Annotated in this window: 15 protein-coding genes; 9 read left to right on the top strand and 6 right to left on the bottom strand. The window is 60.6% G+C overall.

The window, feature by feature from the left end:
• Window positions 1-40 precede the first annotated feature (40 nt).
• A complete protein-coding gene (locus SOP85_RS14615; RefSeq protein WP_323627328.1) occupies window positions 41-1,003 on the top strand; it encodes an IS110 family transposase in 963 nt (320 codons plus the stop codon).
• Between the two features lie 76 nt (window positions 1,004-1,079).
• On the opposite strand, the gene SOP85_RS14610 is transcribed toward SOP85_RS14615, so the two are convergent.
• Entirely contained in the window at window positions 1,080-3,491 is a 2,412-nt protein-coding gene (locus tag SOP85_RS14610) for a penicillin acylase family protein (protein ID WP_323627327.1), read from the bottom strand.
• Between the two features lie 111 nt (window positions 3,492-3,602).
• Window positions 3,603-4,184 (bottom strand): DUF6436 domain-containing protein, encoded by a 582-nt coding sequence (locus SOP85_RS14605; protein ID WP_323606653.1) that lies wholly within the window; start codon window positions 4,182-4,184, stop codon window positions 3,603-3,605.
• Between the two features lie 95 nt (window positions 4,185-4,279).
• Between SOP85_RS14605 and SOP85_RS14600 the strand changes: the two genes are divergently transcribed.
• Window positions 4,280-5,230, top strand: a complete 951-nt coding sequence (locus SOP85_RS14600; protein ID WP_323627326.1) for an alpha/beta hydrolase — start codon at window positions 4,280-4,282, stop codon at window positions 5,228-5,230.
• 117 nt (window positions 5,231-5,347) lie between these two features.
• Here SOP85_RS14600 and SOP85_RS14595 read toward each other — a convergent pair whose 3' ends face one another.
• Complete coding sequence (locus tag SOP85_RS14595; RefSeq protein ID WP_323627325.1) at window positions 5,348-6,100, bottom strand: DUF2059 domain-containing protein; 753 nt, start codon at window positions 6,098-6,100, stop codon at window positions 5,348-5,350.
• Between the two features lie 108 nt (window positions 6,101-6,208).
• Here SOP85_RS14595 and SOP85_RS14590 point away from each other — a divergent pair, with 108 nt between their 5' ends.
• Window positions 6,209-6,841 (top strand): 2OG-Fe(II) oxygenase, encoded by a 633-nt coding sequence (locus tag SOP85_RS14590; protein ID WP_323627324.1) that lies wholly within the window; start codon window positions 6,209-6,211, stop codon window positions 6,839-6,841.
• Window positions 6,842-6,843: 2 nt separating this feature from the next.
• A complete protein-coding gene (locus SOP85_RS14585; RefSeq protein WP_323606651.1) occupies window positions 6,844-7,329 on the top strand; it encodes a DUF523 domain-containing protein in 486 nt (161 codons plus the stop codon).
• 124 nt (window positions 7,330-7,453) lie between these two features.
• Here SOP85_RS14585 and SOP85_RS14580 read toward each other — a convergent pair whose 3' ends face one another.
• Complete coding sequence (locus SOP85_RS14580; RefSeq protein WP_274073611.1) at window positions 7,454-8,038, bottom strand: transporter substrate-binding domain-containing protein; 585 nt, start codon at window positions 8,036-8,038, stop codon at window positions 7,454-7,456.
• Window positions 8,039-8,173: 135 nt separating this feature from the next.
• Here SOP85_RS14580 and SOP85_RS14575 point away from each other — a divergent pair, with 135 nt between their 5' ends.
• A complete protein-coding gene (locus SOP85_RS14575; RefSeq protein WP_274073610.1) occupies window positions 8,174-8,599 on the top strand; it encodes a DUF4399 domain-containing protein in 426 nt (141 codons plus the stop codon).
• Between the two features lie 51 nt (window positions 8,600-8,650).
• Here SOP85_RS14575 and serA read toward each other — a convergent pair whose 3' ends face one another.
• Window positions 8,651-9,880 carry a phosphoglycerate dehydrogenase gene (gene serA, locus SOP85_RS14570; RefSeq protein ID WP_020797315.1) on the bottom strand — a complete coding sequence of 410 codons (1,230 nt, stop codon included), beginning with the start codon at window positions 9,878-9,880 and terminating at the stop codon, window positions 8,651-8,653.
• A 204-nt stretch (window positions 9,881-10,084) separates the two neighbouring features.
• Here serA and SOP85_RS14565 point away from each other — a divergent pair, with 204 nt between their 5' ends.
• From SOP85_RS14565 to SOP85_RS14550, 4 genes are all read left to right on the top strand, one after another.
• A complete protein-coding gene (locus tag SOP85_RS14565; RefSeq protein ID WP_060543975.1) occupies window positions 10,085-11,479 on the top strand; it encodes an FAD-binding oxidoreductase in 1,395 nt (464 codons plus the stop codon).
• Between the two features lie 36 nt (window positions 11,480-11,515).
• Window positions 11,516-12,181 carry a fumarylacetoacetate hydrolase family protein gene (locus SOP85_RS14560; protein WP_160386172.1) on the top strand — a complete coding sequence of 222 codons (666 nt, stop codon included), beginning with the start codon at window positions 11,516-11,518 and terminating at the stop codon, window positions 12,179-12,181.
• 97 nt (window positions 12,182-12,278) lie between these two features.
• A complete protein-coding gene (locus SOP85_RS14555; RefSeq protein WP_323627323.1) occupies window positions 12,279-13,205 on the top strand; it encodes an SdiA-regulated domain-containing protein in 927 nt (308 codons plus the stop codon).
• Window positions 13,206-13,324: 119 nt separating this feature from the next.
• Window positions 13,325-14,242 carry an SdiA-regulated domain-containing protein gene (locus SOP85_RS14550; RefSeq protein WP_274073607.1) on the top strand — a complete coding sequence of 306 codons (918 nt, stop codon included), beginning with the start codon at window positions 13,325-13,327 and terminating at the stop codon, window positions 14,240-14,242.
• Window positions 14,243-14,365: 123 nt separating this feature from the next.
• On the opposite strand, the gene rpiA is transcribed toward SOP85_RS14550, so the two are convergent.
• A complete protein-coding gene (rpiA, locus tag SOP85_RS14545) occupies window positions 14,366-15,040 on the bottom strand; it encodes a ribose-5-phosphate isomerase RpiA (RefSeq protein ID WP_323627322.1) in 675 nt (224 codons plus the stop codon).
• Between the last annotated feature and the right edge of the window lie 59 nt (window positions 15,041-15,099).

Genomic DNA, 15,099 nt, shown 5'->3' with positions numbered 1-15,099 from the left:
GCCCCGACAAGCCTTTAAACCCTAACCCGGAGCTTTCTTTGTGGCAATGAGTGTCTCGCGTTCTGTAGTCGGAGTGGATGTCGCCAAGGCCGAAGTGGTGGTCTATCAGGCCGACACGGATCTGCTGTTGCCCGTGTCAAACGATAAACCGTCTCTTACAAAGTGGCTGAAAACGTTACCTGCAAACAGCGCCATCGCGATTGAAGCCACCAATATCTATCACCTGGATACGGTTGAGCTGGCTCATGCAATGGGACATGCCGTCTATGTCATCGACGGTTTCCGTTTGAGTAACTACCGCAAAGGAGTGGGTGGCCGCGCCAAAACAGATGCCAGCGACGCGCGTTTACTGGCGCGTTACTTGAAGAACGAAGAGGAAGAGCTACGTCCTTGGAGCCCGCCGCCGAAGGTCTATACCAAGCTTCAAAGCCTGCTTCGAAGACGAGCGACATTGGTCCAGGCGCGTGTCAGCCTGACTCAAAGCTGGAACGACGAGCCGCTGCTGAAAGCGGCATTCAAACAACAGATAGCTGCCATGGGTCGATTGGATTTACTCATCCAGAAGAAGCTGTTGGAAGTCGTCAAAGAGGCGGGTCTGTTGGATCAAGTCAAACGCTGCCAGGCCGTAGAGGGGGTCGGTTTTCTTACCGCCACCGCACTGACGATGGCATTTCAACGTGGCGACTTCACCAGTGGTGACGCCTATATCGCGTTCCTTGGAATGGATTTGAGAGTCTCTGATTCGGGGCAAATGAACGGACGTCGAAAGCTGACCAAGAAAGGTGACTCAGAAATACGGCGTCTGCTGCATAACGCCGCGATGGCTGCCAGTCGCTCGAAGACCTGGAAGCCGTTTTACGAACGCTATCTGGAGCGAGGATTAAAGACGACTCAAGTGCTGGTCATCCTGGCTCGAAAGCTGGCACGAGTGGCGTTCGCCCTGATGAAGAACCAGAGCGAGTATCAGCCAAATCCAGTCTTGGGGGCTTCCCCCCAAACATAGAATCTCCCACATTGGAATGCAATTCAACTGTGGGAGCGGGCTTGCTCGCGAAGAGGACAGTCCAGCCAATACAAAACTACTGAGCGCTACGCGCCGGCAACAGCTTCAACGTACTCCGAGTATTCGCCGTCACCTCTTCATCATTGAGATGCGCCTGGAAATACATCCCCTCGATATACGCCTCGGCCTGATCGTCAAAGTGCCTGTCGAACAGCACGCCGCTCTGGCCGACCGGGTTGACCGTCAGGCTGTGGGCCGGGTCGGCGAAGTCGATCAGGCGCCGGGTCGATGGGCCGTAGGTCACCGGCCACGGCGCCGGGCCGATCTTGGCCGAGAGATTGTTCGGCACTTCATGGGTGCCGGGAGCCGCGAACGGGCCGACATTGAACAGCCGGTCCAGCGGCTTTTGCTGCCCCAGCGGATGACCATGGGTGAGTGTGTGCGCCTTGCCCCATTGCCATTGCGAGAAATCGCCACCCAGCGTGGCCTTGAGGTGGGCGATGCTGGCCTGCCAGGCAACCTTGACGGTATCGGCGCGGGTTTCCTTGGCGGGGGTATTGCGGTTGTCCCACCAGGGTGAGTCTGCCGTGGCCGCCAGGCGCGGCAGCGCGGCATCGATCACCCGGGTTGAGAGCAGCGTTTCGAAGAAATCATTGCCCAATTCATCGCGCATCGCCGCGTCAGTAAGGTTGAACAGCAACTGGTTGAACAGCGTGGCGCTGGTGGACTCGAGCGGGTAGTCACCCTGCCACTGGGACAGCTGCTCCACCAGCTTGAGCTCTGCAGGATCGCTGATCACCTCGCGCAGCGTCGGCAGCAGGGGCGCCAACAGGCGCGGGCCGTAGGCGGTGGTGGTGCCCAGTTGCAGCGCCTGACTGTTTTCCAGGTCCCACTTGATGGTCTTGTCGCTGAGCTGGCGATTGAGTTGCTGGCCGCGATCGGCGAGGTTGTAGTAACCGGGGATCTCCATCCCCGTCGACGACAGCGGCTGGAAATTGGCCGAGACGATATAGCCCCGGGCCGGGTTCTCTTCCTGCGGGTTGGCGCTGAACGGGTAGAAGCCGTCCTTGTCGGCATCCGAGGTGCTGCCATCGAGGATGAACCACGGCTTCACTCCGGCAGGTCGCTTGGGCAGTTGCGCCGCGGCCCACCAGCCGATGTCGCCCTTGGCGTTGGCCCAGACGATGTTCAGGCCGGGCGCCTGGACCTTCGCAGACGCGCTACGGGCCTTGGCCAGGGTGTCGGCGCGGTTGAGCTGGTAGAAGCCTTCGATGATCGGGTTCTGGCTTTCGAGAAACCCCCACCACATGGCGATCGGCGTCTTGCCGCCGGCCTTGCCCAGCGCATCGTTGACGATCGGACCGTGGGGTGACTGGCGCAGCGTCAGGGTCACAGGTGCCTGGCCCTTGACCGCGATCTGCTGCTCGCTGCTGACCATGTCCACCCACTTGCCGCGGTACCAGACCTGGTTGGGATTGTCCGGATTGACCTTTTCGGCGATCAGGTCGAGGTCATCGTTCTGGAACATGGTGATGCTCCAGCCGAAGTCGCGGTTCATGCCCAGGGACGCGAAAGGCATCAAGGCCTGGTAATGGCCATAGAGCTCGAAGCCCGGCGCCGAGAGCTGCGCTTCGTACCACACCGACGGCGCGGAAAAGCGGATGTGCGGGTCACCGGCCAGCAGCGGCTTGCCATTTTTGGTGTGGTTGCCGGAAACCACCCAGGCATTGCTGCCTTCGAATTGTGGCAGGCCATTGTCGGCCAGGGCCTGTTCGCTCAGGCGGGCGAGGGCGTTGAGGTCGTTCCAGTCGGCGCTGGCCAGAGATGAGGGGGCTTTGTTGTGTTGGTTTGCCAGCACGCCCTTGGGCTGCCAGTCGAGATCGAAGACGCTCAGGTAGTCGGCACCCAATTGATCGCGCACGTAGGTCAGCAGCGGTTCGGTGCGAAACGCCGCGGCAAAGCTGTAGGCCATGTAACCGGCGATGCTGATGGTGTCCTGCGCGGTGAACGGGCGCTTGGCGATGCCCAGCACATCGAACTCTATCGGTTTGGCGTGGCTGTCCTGGTACTGGTTGATGCCGTCCAGGTAGGCCTGCAGGGCAAGAAAGGCGGGCGATTGCTTATCCATGTTCGCCAGGTAGGTTTCGGCGCGTTCGCGAATGCGCAGGCTGCGCATGAGCTTGTCGGTGTCGAGCAGTTTCGGCCCGAGCACTTCGGCCAGTTCGCCACGGGCCAGGCGACGCAGGACCTCCATCTGGAACAGACGATCCTGGGCATGGACGTAGCCGAGGGCGCGGTACAGGTCGGTTTCGTTGTCGGCGCGGATGTGCGGGATGCCGCGCTCGTCATAACGCACGGTGACCGAACCTTGCAGGTGCTGCAGTTCCACCATGCCCTGGCGAGTCGGCTGCTTGCTGTAGACATACCAGCCGCCGCCAGCGGCGAGCGCGACGATCAGCAAACCGAGCGCGGTCAGGCTACGTTTCATGGTGACTCCTTTTATTGTTATCGGTGACAGCATTCCCTGGCGAGACTGTTTAACACGACAGGCCTGTTTTGGCCCATCGCCCGTAGGAGGGATTCTCGTCGGCTGTCTGCGTTACTGCGTAGGGGTGACAGGCCAGGGGCAGTAACACCCCACGGCCAGTGTGTGGGTGGCATTCACTTCGCGGCCCTGGTTCAGCGCTTGCAGGATCGGTTCGATAAAACTGTTGCTGGAGTTGCAGGTCAGGCCTTCGCTGTAGGGCCCGAAGTACGCCAGTTTGCCGGCGCGATCCCATATCGCCACGGCGGGGCTGGCGGGGATCTGTTCGGAGCCGGGCAGGACGCTGATAGGTTTCAAGGTGTTCAAGGTGCCTGGCAACTGGCCGTGGCTGCCTGGTTTTTGCACGGCATAAAACTCCACGCCCTGGGGCTCATAGAGTTCAACCAGTTCGCTGAGGTGTTGCTGGTTGCCGACGTTGCACGGGCAGGCTGGGTCCCAGAAGTGCACGAGTCGGATGGCACCGGGGCCGGCGAGGTTGTCGGGCAGGCGCAACGGATCACCGGAGAACATCGCCGTATGCTCGCTGAATGCCCGCAGGTAGCGCCCCTGAAACCAGTCGTAGGCGGCCCACAGCACTGCGGCGCACACGAGGGCAAGCAGGCTGGCGAGCAGGGCGGCGCGATAGGGCGAGCGCATGGGTTCACTCCTTGAAGGTCGACTAGCTTGCCATGCTTGCTGCGACAGATGAATATCGCAGGTCCATAAAGTCCGTTTCGCGCTCTGGAATGCCCATGTCAGTGACCTTCGACCCCGATCATCTGCGTGCCAGCCTGCGGCCGCTGGCGCAGGGGCTGCCCTTGTCTGCGGAGGCGCAGGCTTATCAACGGTTTTATGGGCTGGATTTTTCGTCGCGCAATGTCCGCAGCGGCCTGGGGTGTTTCAAGGTCGATGGTTATGAGGTGGTCAGCCAGGTCTGGTGGCCAGAGCAGGTGAAGGCGACGCTGTTTGTCTTTCACGGTTTCTACGACCACACCGGTCTCTACCGGCATGTGATCGAGTGGGCGCTGGAGCAGGGCTTCGCCGTGATTGCCTGCGATTTGCCGGGCCATGGGCTGTCCAGTGGCGAGCGGGCGAGCATCAAGGATTTCGCCGAGTATCAGGACACCCTGCAAGGGTTGTTCGCCGAGGCGTTGTCCATCGGCCTGCCGCAACCGTGGCACCTGTGCGGGCAAAGCACGGGGGGCGCGATCGTGGTCGATCATGTGCTCAATGCCGGGGCGAGCAGCCCGGCCCAGGGCCAGGTGATCCTGTTGGCGCCGCTGGTGCGGCCACGGGCGTGGGGCTGGTCGCAAGTGAGTTATTACCTGCTCAGGCCTTTCGTCAAAGCCATTGCCCGGCGCTTCAGCGAGAATTCCGGCGACCCGGCCTTCCTGCCGTTCCTGCAAGCCGACCCGTTGCAGCCGCTACGCCTGCCGACGGCGTGGGTGGGAGCGTTGGCGCGCTGGATCAAGCGCGTCGAAGCGGCACCGCCCAGCGCGCGCCGGCCGCTGATCGTGCAGGGGCAGGCGGACATGACCGTGGATTGGCAGCACAACCTTGAAGTGCTGCGGGGCAAGTTCGATCGGCCGCAGGTATTGCTGCTGCCAGAGGCGCGGCATCATCTGGCGAATGAAACGCTGGTGTTGCGCGGGGAGTATTTCGGGTTTTTGAGCAAGCGGATCAAGGGGCGCCATTCTGTGTGACCATTCGGCCCTCTTCGCGAGCAAGCCCGCTCCCACATTAGACCGCGTCTATCTGAAAAACTCGGTCCACTGTGGGAGCGGGCTTGCTCGCGAACGCAATTGATCAGGCGCAGAAAATTACTGGGTCAGGTTCGAAGTACTTTGCCCCACCGCCAACCCCGCCCGAATCGCCGCCAGCGCCGCCTGGTAATACGCCTTGCCTTCAGCCGACTCGGCAAAGGTGGCGAACTCTTCCAGTTCCTCATCCGACAGATCGCGATAGACGTACAGCAGCGTGTTGTTCAGGTCGCTGCCGATCTGCTCCATCAAGCGCTGACGCTGCCCGTTCAACATGCCTTGGGCCTGTCCTGCACCGAGCAGCCCCGGAATCATCGAACTGAGGCTGTCGGCCGCGACACCGGCAATCGCCAGGCTGACTTCCGCGCCGGCCTCGCGTGCAGGCAGGGCCTGGGCCAGGTGGCCGATGATCAACAGGCGGCTATCGCTGGCCTGCATCTTGGGCAAGCCCTTGGCGTTTTTCGCCAGTTGATCGCGGCGGGTGGCGAGCAATTCGGCGGCGACGATCTTCTTGCCCAGGGGTGATTGAAAGAACGCCAGGGCCGGTTTCGGATCGGCGAGGTTCTTGCGCAATTGCGCTTCGGCACGCTGGTCCACGGCCTTGGGGTCGAAACGTTGATTGCTGTTGGCGACCAACGCCTGGAACACCGCAGGTGGCAGGCTGCTCTGGTAGCGCTGTTGGGCGGCCGAGAGGGCGTCGTTGAAATGCGCGCGTTGTTCTGGCCAGCCGGCGACCTTGTACAGTTGGTCGTGGCCGTCTGCCCAGGCGGGCATCACACAGAGCATCAGCAGGGAGAAAAGCAAACGGCGCATAGGGACTCCTGTCAGCAGGCGACTATTCTCCGTGTGGCATAGAGTCTTGTCGAGAATTCGTATCAACCCGCTGCGTGGCTCTGTCGGATTTCCAGGCGCAGGAATACTATGCGCGCCATGCAAATACCTTCTGATCACCCGCTGCTGTTACGAATCGTCGACGACCTGGCCGCCAGCGGTTGGTCGCAGCAGAATATTTTCCTGTCTCAGGATCTGACCCGAGCGCTGGCGGCCGAGTGCCGTAAACGTGCCGCCGAGGGTGAGCTGGCCCCGGCCGCCGTGGGGCGAGGCCCGTCGTCGGAGATCCGCGAGGGGATTCGCGGTGATCATATCCAGTGGATCGAGTCAGGCCAGGCCGAGGTCTGCGACAGCTATCTGGGCTTGATGGACAGCCTGCGCGAGGCGCTGAACCGCGGCCTGTTCCTGGGGCTGGAGGATTTCGAGAGCCATTTCGCGATGTATCCACCCGGTGCGTTCTACCTCAAGCACGTCGACCGTTTTCGTGACGACGACCGACGCATGGTGTCGGCGGTGGTCTACCTCAATGACGCCTGGCTTCCGGAGCATGGGGGGCAGCTGCGTATGTACCTGAACGATGCTGAGCAATACGATGTGGTACCCGTCGGTGGATGCCTGGTGGTGTTCCTGTCGGGGGAGGTCCCCCATGAAGTCCTGCCTGCGAACCGCGAGCGCCTGTCGTTGACCGGCTGGTTCCGGCGTCGAGGCAACGAGCCGTTCTGATCATGCAGAAAATACTGGTAAGCCGCTGCCTGCTGGGTCACCGCGTACGTTACGACGGCGGGGCCAGCGGGCCGTTCGATCAGCTTCAGGCGTGGCTCGACGAAGGTCGGGTCGTGCCGTTGTGTCCGGAAGTCGCCGGTGGCCTGCCAACGCCCCGTGCGGCGGCGGAGATTCCGGGCGGGCAGGGCGGTGAAGTGCTGGATGGCCAGGCGTCGGTGATCACCACCGAGGGCGAGGACGTCAGCGCGCAGTTTCTGTCGGGGGCTTATCTGGCGCTGGAGTTGGTGCAACGGCATGGCATCCGTATTGCCGTGCTCAAGGCCAACAGCCCCTCGTGCGGCAACCTGCTGACCTATGACGGGACGTTCAGTGGGGTGAAAGTCACTGGCGAAGGTGTGACGGCGGCGCTGCTCAGGCGCCATGGCGTCCAGGTTTTCAGCGAGCTGGAGTTGGCCGAAGCAGCTGAATCCTTGGCAGCACTCGACTAACTACCAACACAGGACCAATGTGGGAGCGGGCTTGCTCGCGAAGGCGTAGTGTCAGCCGACAATCATATCGCCTGACACACCGCTTTCGCGAGCAAGCCCGCTCCCACAGGGTTATTGCGCGAATTCAGGGCTTGGGTGCCGCCCCCGATTCCGCCCCAAACCATTTCTCCTCCAGCGCTTGCAGGCGGCCATCGGCCTTGATCCGCTGCAACGCGCTTTCCAGGCTGGCGTGAAACGCCGGGTTACCCTTCTGGAACGGAATCGCCAGGCTCACGGCCGGGTTGGCTTTGGGCTTTTCTTCCGTCAGCGACTGCACCAGCAGGATCGATTGCGGCTCGTCCTTCTGCGCGATCAATTGCGCATTGGTCTTGATGTAAGGTTCGCTGAAATCGAAACGATCCTTGAGCGCCGAGGTCTCTGCAATGTGATTGATGGCGACGTCGTACTTGCCGCTTTCCACGCCGGTCAGCAGGTCACTGGCGTCAGTGACGACAAAGTCGGCGCGCACATCCAGCTCGCTGGCCAGCATTTGACCCAATTCGACTTCGAAGCCCGTCAGGCTGCCGTCTTTCTTGAAATTGAAGGGCGGTGTATTAGCCTCAAGGGCAATGCGCAATTCACCGCGGTCGTTCACGTCATCAATCAGCTCGGCATGAGCCAACGGGCTCAAAAGGGGTAGCAGGCAGATCAGGCCAGGCAGAAAACGCATGGTCACTCCTTTGAAATCATTATCGCGACGCTCTGGATCAGGCTCGCTTTGCTATGGTTGTCGAGTGCCTTCGACAACGATTGACCATGAAGTTGTGATGGTCACGGAAATTTTACGGAAAAACTGGAGAAGAGAATGAAAACCTTTATGTCACGTGCTGCTTTCGCTGGCCTGTTGATGGGCGTTTCAGTGTTGGCCAGTGCCGCAACGCCAGCGCCCAAGGGCGCTGAAGTGTCCATCGTTTCTCCGGCAGACGGTGCAACGGTCCCGCAGACTGTCGTGGTCAAGTTCGCCGTCAAGGACATTGCGCTGGCGCCAGCGGGTGATGTCACCAAGAACACCGGTCACCACCACCTGCTGATCGATGTCGATGAACTGCCGGCCGCCGGCCAGCCGATCCCCAACGATGCCAACCACCTGCACTTCGGCAAGGCGCAGACCCAGGCTGAAGTAAAGCTGACGCCAGGCAAGCATACCTTGCAGCTGGAGCTGGGCGACAGCGGCCACATGCCGTTCGATCCGCCGATCGTATCGGAGAAGATTACCGTCAATGTGAAATAAAAAAAGGGAGCCCCTGCGAAGGGGCTCCCTTTTTAGCGCTGCACGCTGTGCTTAGAACAGCACACGGCTACGGATGGTGCCGTTGACGTGTTGCAGCTTCTGTTGCGCCAGGTCCGAGTACTCGGCGTCTACGTCGATGACCACGTAGCCGACTTTCTCGTTGGTCTGCAGGAACTGACCGGAGATGTTGATGCCGTTTTCGGCGAAGACCTTGTTGATCTCGCTCATCACACCCGGGATGTTCTCGTGGATGTGCAGCAGGCGGTGCTTGCCAGGGTGAGCCGGCAGGGCCACTTCCGGGAAGTTCACCGACGATACCGAAGTACCGTTGTCGCTGTACTTGACCAGCTTCTCAGCCACTTCCAGACCGATGTTGGCCTGCGCCTCGGCGGTGGAACCACCGATGTGCGGGGTCAGGATCACGTTGTCCAGGCCACGCAGCGGGCTTTCGAACTCTTCGTCGTTGGAGCGTGGCTCCACCGGGAACACGTCGATGGCCGCGCCGATCAGGTGCTTGTCCTTGATCGCGTCCGCCAGGGCGTCCAGTTCGACCACGGTGCCGCGTGCGGCGTTGATCAGGATGCCGCCCTTCTTGATGGCGCGGATTTCCTTCTCGCCGATCATCCACTGGGTCGCAGCGGTTTCCGGTACGTGCAGGGTCACGATGTCGGACATGCCCAGCAGTTCGTGCAGGTTGCCGACCTGGGTGGCGTTACCCAGTGGCAGCTTGGTCACGGTGTCGTAGAAGTACACCTGCATGCCCAGGCCTTCGGCCAGGACCGACAGTTGGGTACCGATCGAGCCGTAGCCGACGATGCCCAGCTTCTTGCCGCGGATCTCGAAGGAGTTGGCCGCGCTCTTGATCCAGCCGCCACGGTGGCAGGAAGCGTTCTTCTCAGGGATACCGCGCAGCAACAGGATCGCTTCGGCCAGCACCAGTTCGGCAACGGAACGGGTGTTGGAGTACGGCGCGTTGAACACGGCGATACCGCGTTCGCGGGCAGCGCTCAGGTCGACCTGGTTGGTGCCGATGCAGAAACACCCTACCGCCACCAGCTTCTTCGCGTGATCGAAGATCTCTTCGGTCAGTTGAGTGCGCGAGCGAATGCCGATGAAGTGAGCATCAGCGATCTTTTCCTTGAGCTGGGCTTCCGGCAGAGAACCTGTGAGGTACTCGATGCTGGTGTAGCCCGCCGCCTTGAGGACGTCGACAGCCGATTGGTGGACGCCTTCGAGAAGAAGGAACTTGATCTTGCTCTTATCGAGAGAAGTCTTGCTCATCTGCGTAAACCTGTATCCCGGAGAAAAATGGCAGGAAATGGTCAACAGACGCTGACCCGGACGACAAGAATGCCGTCGCCGCAGAACAGCCGTTGGGCACTATGCTGCGGGGTCGGTATGCTAGCATATGCACCCCGCTAAACACTCATTCCTGCGACGTGAAGCGTTCTCAGGATGACCATGAATTGTTCGAGAGTTCTGTCGATGACCAATCCTGCCCTGATTGATGAGCTGAAGACCCTGGTTGAGCCTGGCAAGGTGCTGACCGACGCCGACTCCCTGAATGCTTACGGTAAGGATTGGACCAAGCATTTCGCTCCTGCCCCGACCGCCATCGTGTTCCCCAAGACCACGGAGCAGGTCCAGGCCATTGTCCTGTGGGCCAATAAACACAAGGTGGCGCTGGTGCCATCCGGTGGTCGTACCGGCTTGTCTGCCGCTGCCGTCGCAGCCAATGGCGAAGTCGTCGTGTCGTTCGACTACATGAACCAGATCCTCGACGTGAACCTGACCGACCGCACCGCCGTGTGCCAGCCTGGCGTGGTTACCGAGCATCTGCAGAACGTGGCCGAAGAAAAAGGCCTGTACTACCCGGTGGACTTCGCCTCGGCAGGTTCCAGCCAGATTGGCGGCAATATTGGCACCAATGCCGGCGGGATCAAGGTAATTCGCTACGGCATGACCCGTAACTGGGTGGCGGGCATGAAAGTCGTCACCGGCAAGGGCGACGTGCTGGAGTTGAACCGCGACCTGATCAAGAACGCCACCGGCTACGACATGCGCCAGCTGTTCATCGGTGCAGAAGGCACCCTCGGTTTCGTGGTCGAAGCGACCATGCGCCTGGATCGCGCGCCGAAAAACCTGACCGCCATGGTCCTGGGTACTGCCGATTTCGACTCGATCATGCCGGTGCTGCACGCGTTCCAGAGCAAGCTGGACCTGACCGCTTTCGAATTCTTCTCCGACAAGGCCCTGGCCAAGGTCATGGGCCGTGGTGACGTGCCGGCGCCGTTCGAAACCGACTGCCCGTTCTATGCGCTGCTGGAATTCGAAGCAACCACCGAGGAAGTGGCCAACCACGCCCTGGAAACCTTCGAGCACTGCGTCGAGCAGGGCTGGGTGCTGGACGGCGTGATGAGCCAGAGCGAAACCCAGCTGCAGAATCTGTGGAAACTGCGCGAATACATTTCCGAAACCATTTCCCACTGGACGCCGTACAAGAACGACATTTCGGTCACTGTTTCGAAAGTCCCGGCGTTCCTCAAGGAAATCGACGCGATCGTCGGCGAACACTACCCGGACTTCGAAATCGTCTGGTTCGGCCACATCGGCGACGGCAACCTGCACCTGAACATCCTCAAGCCGGATAACCTGAGCAAGGACGAGTTCTTCGCCAAGTGCGCCACCGTCAACAAGTGGGTGTTCGAAACCGTCGAGAAGTACAACGGTTCGATTTCCGCCGAACACGGCGTGGGCATGACCAAGCGCGATTACTTGACCTACAGCCGTTCGCCAGTCGAAATCGAGTACATGAAAGCCGTCAAGGCGGTGTTCGACCCGAACGGCATCATGAACCCGGGCAAGATTTTCGCTGTTTGATTTTCGAATTTAAGTGCAACGAAGCAGGAGTCGGTAATGAGCTATCAGCACCAGTATGTCGACGGAACGCGTATTCACTTCCCGCTGGGGAAAGTGGTGTGCATTGGCCGTAACTACGCCGAACACGCCAAGGAACTGGACAATCCGGTACCGACCGAGCCGCTGCTGTTCATCAAGCCCGGCAGTTGTGTGGTGCCGCTGGAAGGCGGTTTCAGCATTCCGACCGAGCGTGGCTCGGTGCACTACGAAGCGGAAATCGCGGTGCTGATCGGCAAGCCCTTGTCGACCAAACCCAGCGTTGAGGAAGTGCTCGACGCCATCTCCGGCTTCGCCCCGGCCCTGGACCTGACCCTGCGCGACAAGCAGGCCGAGCTGAAATCCAAGGGCCTGCCCTGGGAAATCGCCAAGTCCTTCGACGGTGCGGCGGTGATTGCGCCGTTCGTCTCCGGCGGCACCTTCGCCGACCTGACCGACATCGGCATTCGCTTGACCATCAATGGCGAAGTGCGCCAGGACGGCAACAGCAGCGCGATGCTCAACCCGATCGTGCCGATGATCCAGCACATGGCTGGCTGCTTCTCGCTGCAGGCCGGTGACGTGATCCTCACCGGTACGCCAGTGGGTGTTGGCCCGCTGAATGTCGGTGACGAGATCGTCCTGGAACTGCCGGGCGCCAGCAGCTTCACCAGCAGCGTTCGCTAAGCAACACAAAACCCTTGTAGGAGCTGGCAAGCCAGCTCCTACAGGGGGTGCGGTTGTGCTATTACCCCAAGCCTGAATTTCTGGAACGCATGCCCTGATGGCCACTCAACCGCTCTCGTCGCTCAAACCTGCCCGTCGCTCGCGCTTTGCCCTGCGTTGGTATTTCTGGCTGTTGCTGTTGGTCGCCGCCGCCTATGGCCTGGCGTTTGCCATGCATTGGGATGACCGTGGCGTGCTCTGGCTGCAGGAGCGTTTTGAAAGCCCGGCCGAGCGCCAGGACAGTGTCTGGCTGCCGGACTACCATGCGGTGATCGACGCCAAGCCACTGCCGGGTATGGAAAAGGACGAAGCGTCGGACGTCACCTACGATGCCCAGACCAAAACCCTGTTTTCGGTGATGGGTAAAAATCCGTTCCTGGTCGAGTTGTCGCTGCAAGGCGATGTGCTGCGCAAAATGCCATTGGTAGGCTGGAGCAATCCTGAAGGGGTGACGGCCCTGGGCAACGGGATGCTGGCCATTGTCGATGAACGTGACCACCAGGTGATCCTCGTCAAGGTCGACGCCGACACTCGCGAGCTGAACATCGCTGATTATCCGAAGTACGACCTCGGCCCTTCGAAAGACCAGAACAAGGCCTTCGAGGCTGTCACCTGGGATGCGCGCAATCAGCAATTGCTGTTGGGTGAAGAACGTCCGCCCGCGCTGTTCACCTGGAAAGGCGACGGCAAGACACTCATCGCTGGCAAGCAAAAGCTTGCCAGCGATGAGCTGGACATCCGCAACCTGTCTGCCCTGGCCATCGATCCACGGACCGGCCACACCCTGGTGTTGTCTGCTGACTCGCACCTGTTGCTGGAGCTGGACGAGAAAGGCGAGCAGGTCAGCTTCATGACCTTGCTGGCTGGCTTCAACGGCCTGAAGAAGACCATTCCGCGGGCCGAAGGCGTGACCATGGACGAGGCCGGCACGATTTACATCATGAGTGAGCCAAACCTGTTTTATCGCTTGGAAAAACAGAAGTAATCGCCTTTACCTGTAGGTATTTTTGCCGCTGGTTGTAGGATCAGGCCAATGGCCATTAAGCTTCAGTTCAGCCAGGCGTGATATTTCATCCGCCTGTTCTGAATCCCGAGCCCACCTGAATGCGTCGATTAGCCCGCCCCAAACCCCTGCTTTTGCTCTTGTCGGTGATTGCCCTGAGCGTATTGATCGCGGTCGGCCAGTACCTGCGCCTGTTCGAGCGCGGCTGGTTCAACCTGCACACGCTCTGGCAGCCGACGAACAGCCAGTCCATTGGCCTGGACCAGTATCGGGTGGTGTTGGAGGGGCAGGTCATTGAAGGGCTGGACGACGATGTGTCAGCGTTGACCTTCGATCCGGTGCGCAAAAGCCTGTTCACCGTCACCAACCAAAACTCCGAATTGATCGAGCTGTCCCTCGACGGCAAGATTCTGCGCCGCATCGCGATGGTCGGCTTTGGTGATCCTGAGGCCGTTGAGTTCATCAGCGCCGACACCTACGTGATCACGGACGAGCGCCAGCAACGGTTGATCAAGATTCATCTTGAGCATGACACCACCTTCCTCGACGCCGCGGACGCGGAGCAGATGACCCTCGGTGTGCACATGAGCGGCAACAAGGGTTTCGAGGGGCTGGCTTATGATTCGGTGGGCAAACGGCTGTTCGTGGCCAAGGAGCGTGACCCGATGCTGATCTACGAAGTGCACGGGTTTCCGCATTTCAATCCGGAAAAATCCTACGCGGTGCATGTGGTCAACAATCCCAAGCGCGACGCCGGGATGTTTGTGCGAGATCTGTCGAGCCTGCAATACGACGAGCGCAGCGGGCACTTGCTGGCGTTGTCCGACGAGTCGCGACTGATTCTGGAGCTGGATGTGGACGGTCGGCCGCTGAGCACCATGTCGCTGAACAAGGGGCGTCAGGGTCTGCAAAAGACCGTGCCGCAAGCGGAAGGGATCGCCATGGATGACGACGGTACGATGTACCTGGTGAGTGAGCCGAACTTGTTTTACGTCTTCAAGAAGCCTGCACAACCCTGAAGCTGAAACACGCACCCTGTAGGAGCTGGCTTGCCAGCGAAGAGGCCATAACATTCAACATCTTCGTTGGATGTCACGCCGCCATCGCTGGCAAGCCAGCTCCTACAGGGGTTGTGCGTGTTCTTATTGGGCGCGCAGGGTTTTTACGCCTTCGCTCGTGCCCAGCAACAGCAGATCCGCCGGACGTGCCGCGAACAAGCCGTTGGTGACCACGCCGACGATCGCATTGATCTGCGATTCCAGCTCGACCGGGTTGGTGATCTCCAGGTTGAACACGTCGAGAATGATGTTGCCGTTGTCGGTCAGCACGCCTTCACGGTAGACCGGGTCACCGCCGAGTTTCACCAGCTGGCGGGCCACATGGCTGCGGGCCATCGGGATCACTTCTACAGGCAGCGGGAACGCGCCCAGGACCGGCACCAGCTTGCTGGCGTCGGCGATGCAGATGAAGGTCTTGGCCACGGCCGCGACGATTTTCTCGCGGGTCAGGGCCGCGCCGCCGCCCTTGATCAGGTTCAGGTGCTCGTCGCTCTCGTCGGCGCCGTCGACGTAGAACTCCAGGTCGCTGACCGTATTGAGCTCGTACACCGGAATGCCGTGGCCCTTGAGGCGTGCCGCGGTGGCTTCGGAGCTGGCGACCGCGCCGTCGAATGCACCTTTGTGCTTAGCCAGGGCGTCGATGAAGCAGTTGGCGGTGGAGCCGGTGCCGACCCCGACGATGCTCTTGTCATCGAGTTTCGGGAGGATGAAGTCGACGGCGGCCTGGGCTACGGCCTGTTTGAGTTGATCCTGGGTCATGCGGGCTCCGAAGTGCCGAAGAGGGAACGAAAGGCCGGCATTATAGGCTTCGGGGCCGG

This window comes from Pseudomonas sp. YuFO20 (assembly GCF_035064975.1).
In the GTDB taxonomy this organism is placed as follows: domain Bacteria; phylum Pseudomonadota; class Gammaproteobacteria; order Pseudomonadales; family Pseudomonadaceae; genus Aquipseudomonas; species Aquipseudomonas putida_AE.
Note: the sequence above shows the minus strand (reverse complement) of the source record. Positions and strands in the feature narration are given on the sequence as shown.

Excerpts from the sequence above, each read along its gene's own strand:
- SOP85_RS14595 (WP_323627325.1), bottom strand. The coding sequence starts at position 6,100 with ATGCGCCGTTTGCTTTTCTCCCTGCTGATGCTCTGTGTGATGCCCGCC.
- SOP85_RS14550 (WP_274073607.1), top strand. The coding sequence starts at position 13,325 with ATGCGTCGATTAGCCCGCCCCAAACCCCTGCTTTTGCTCTTGTCGGTG.
- SOP85_RS14575 (WP_274073610.1), top strand. The coding sequence starts at position 8,174 with ATGAAAACCTTTATGTCACGTGCTGCTTTCGCTGGCCTGTTGATGGGC.
- SOP85_RS14585 (WP_323606651.1), top strand. The coding sequence starts at position 6,844 with ATGCAGAAAATACTGGTAAGCCGCTGCCTGCTGGGTCACCGCGTACGT.
- SOP85_RS14565 (WP_060543975.1), top strand. The coding sequence starts at position 10,085 with ATGACCAATCCTGCCCTGATTGATGAGCTGAAGACCCTGGTTGAGCCT.
- SOP85_RS14560 (WP_160386172.1), top strand. The coding sequence starts at position 11,516 with ATGAGCTATCAGCACCAGTATGTCGACGGAACGCGTATTCACTTCCCG.
- rpiA (WP_323627322.1), bottom strand. The coding sequence starts at position 15,040 with ATGACCCAGGATCAACTCAAACAGGCCGTAGCCCAGGCCGCCGTCGAC.
- SOP85_RS14605 (WP_323606653.1), bottom strand. The coding sequence starts at position 4,184 with ATGCGCTCGCCCTATCGCGCCGCCCTGCTCGCCAGCCTGCTTGCCCTC.
- SOP85_RS14580 (WP_274073611.1), bottom strand. The coding sequence starts at position 8,038 with ATGCGTTTTCTGCCTGGCCTGATCTGCCTGCTACCCCTTTTGAGCCCG.
- SOP85_RS14600 (WP_323627326.1), top strand. The coding sequence starts at position 4,280 with ATGTCAGTGACCTTCGACCCCGATCATCTGCGTGCCAGCCTGCGGCCG.
- SOP85_RS14590 (WP_323627324.1), top strand. The coding sequence starts at position 6,209 with ATGCGCGCCATGCAAATACCTTCTGATCACCCGCTGCTGTTACGAATC.
- SOP85_RS14555 (WP_323627323.1), top strand. The coding sequence starts at position 12,279 with ATGGCCACTCAACCGCTCTCGTCGCTCAAACCTGCCCGTCGCTCGCGC.
- SOP85_RS14610 (WP_323627327.1), bottom strand. The coding sequence starts at position 3,491 with ATGAAACGTAGCCTGACCGCGCTCGGTTTGCTGATCGTCGCGCTCGCC.
- serA (WP_020797315.1), bottom strand. The coding sequence starts at position 9,880 with ATGAGCAAGACTTCTCTCGATAAGAGCAAGATCAAGTTCCTTCTTCTC.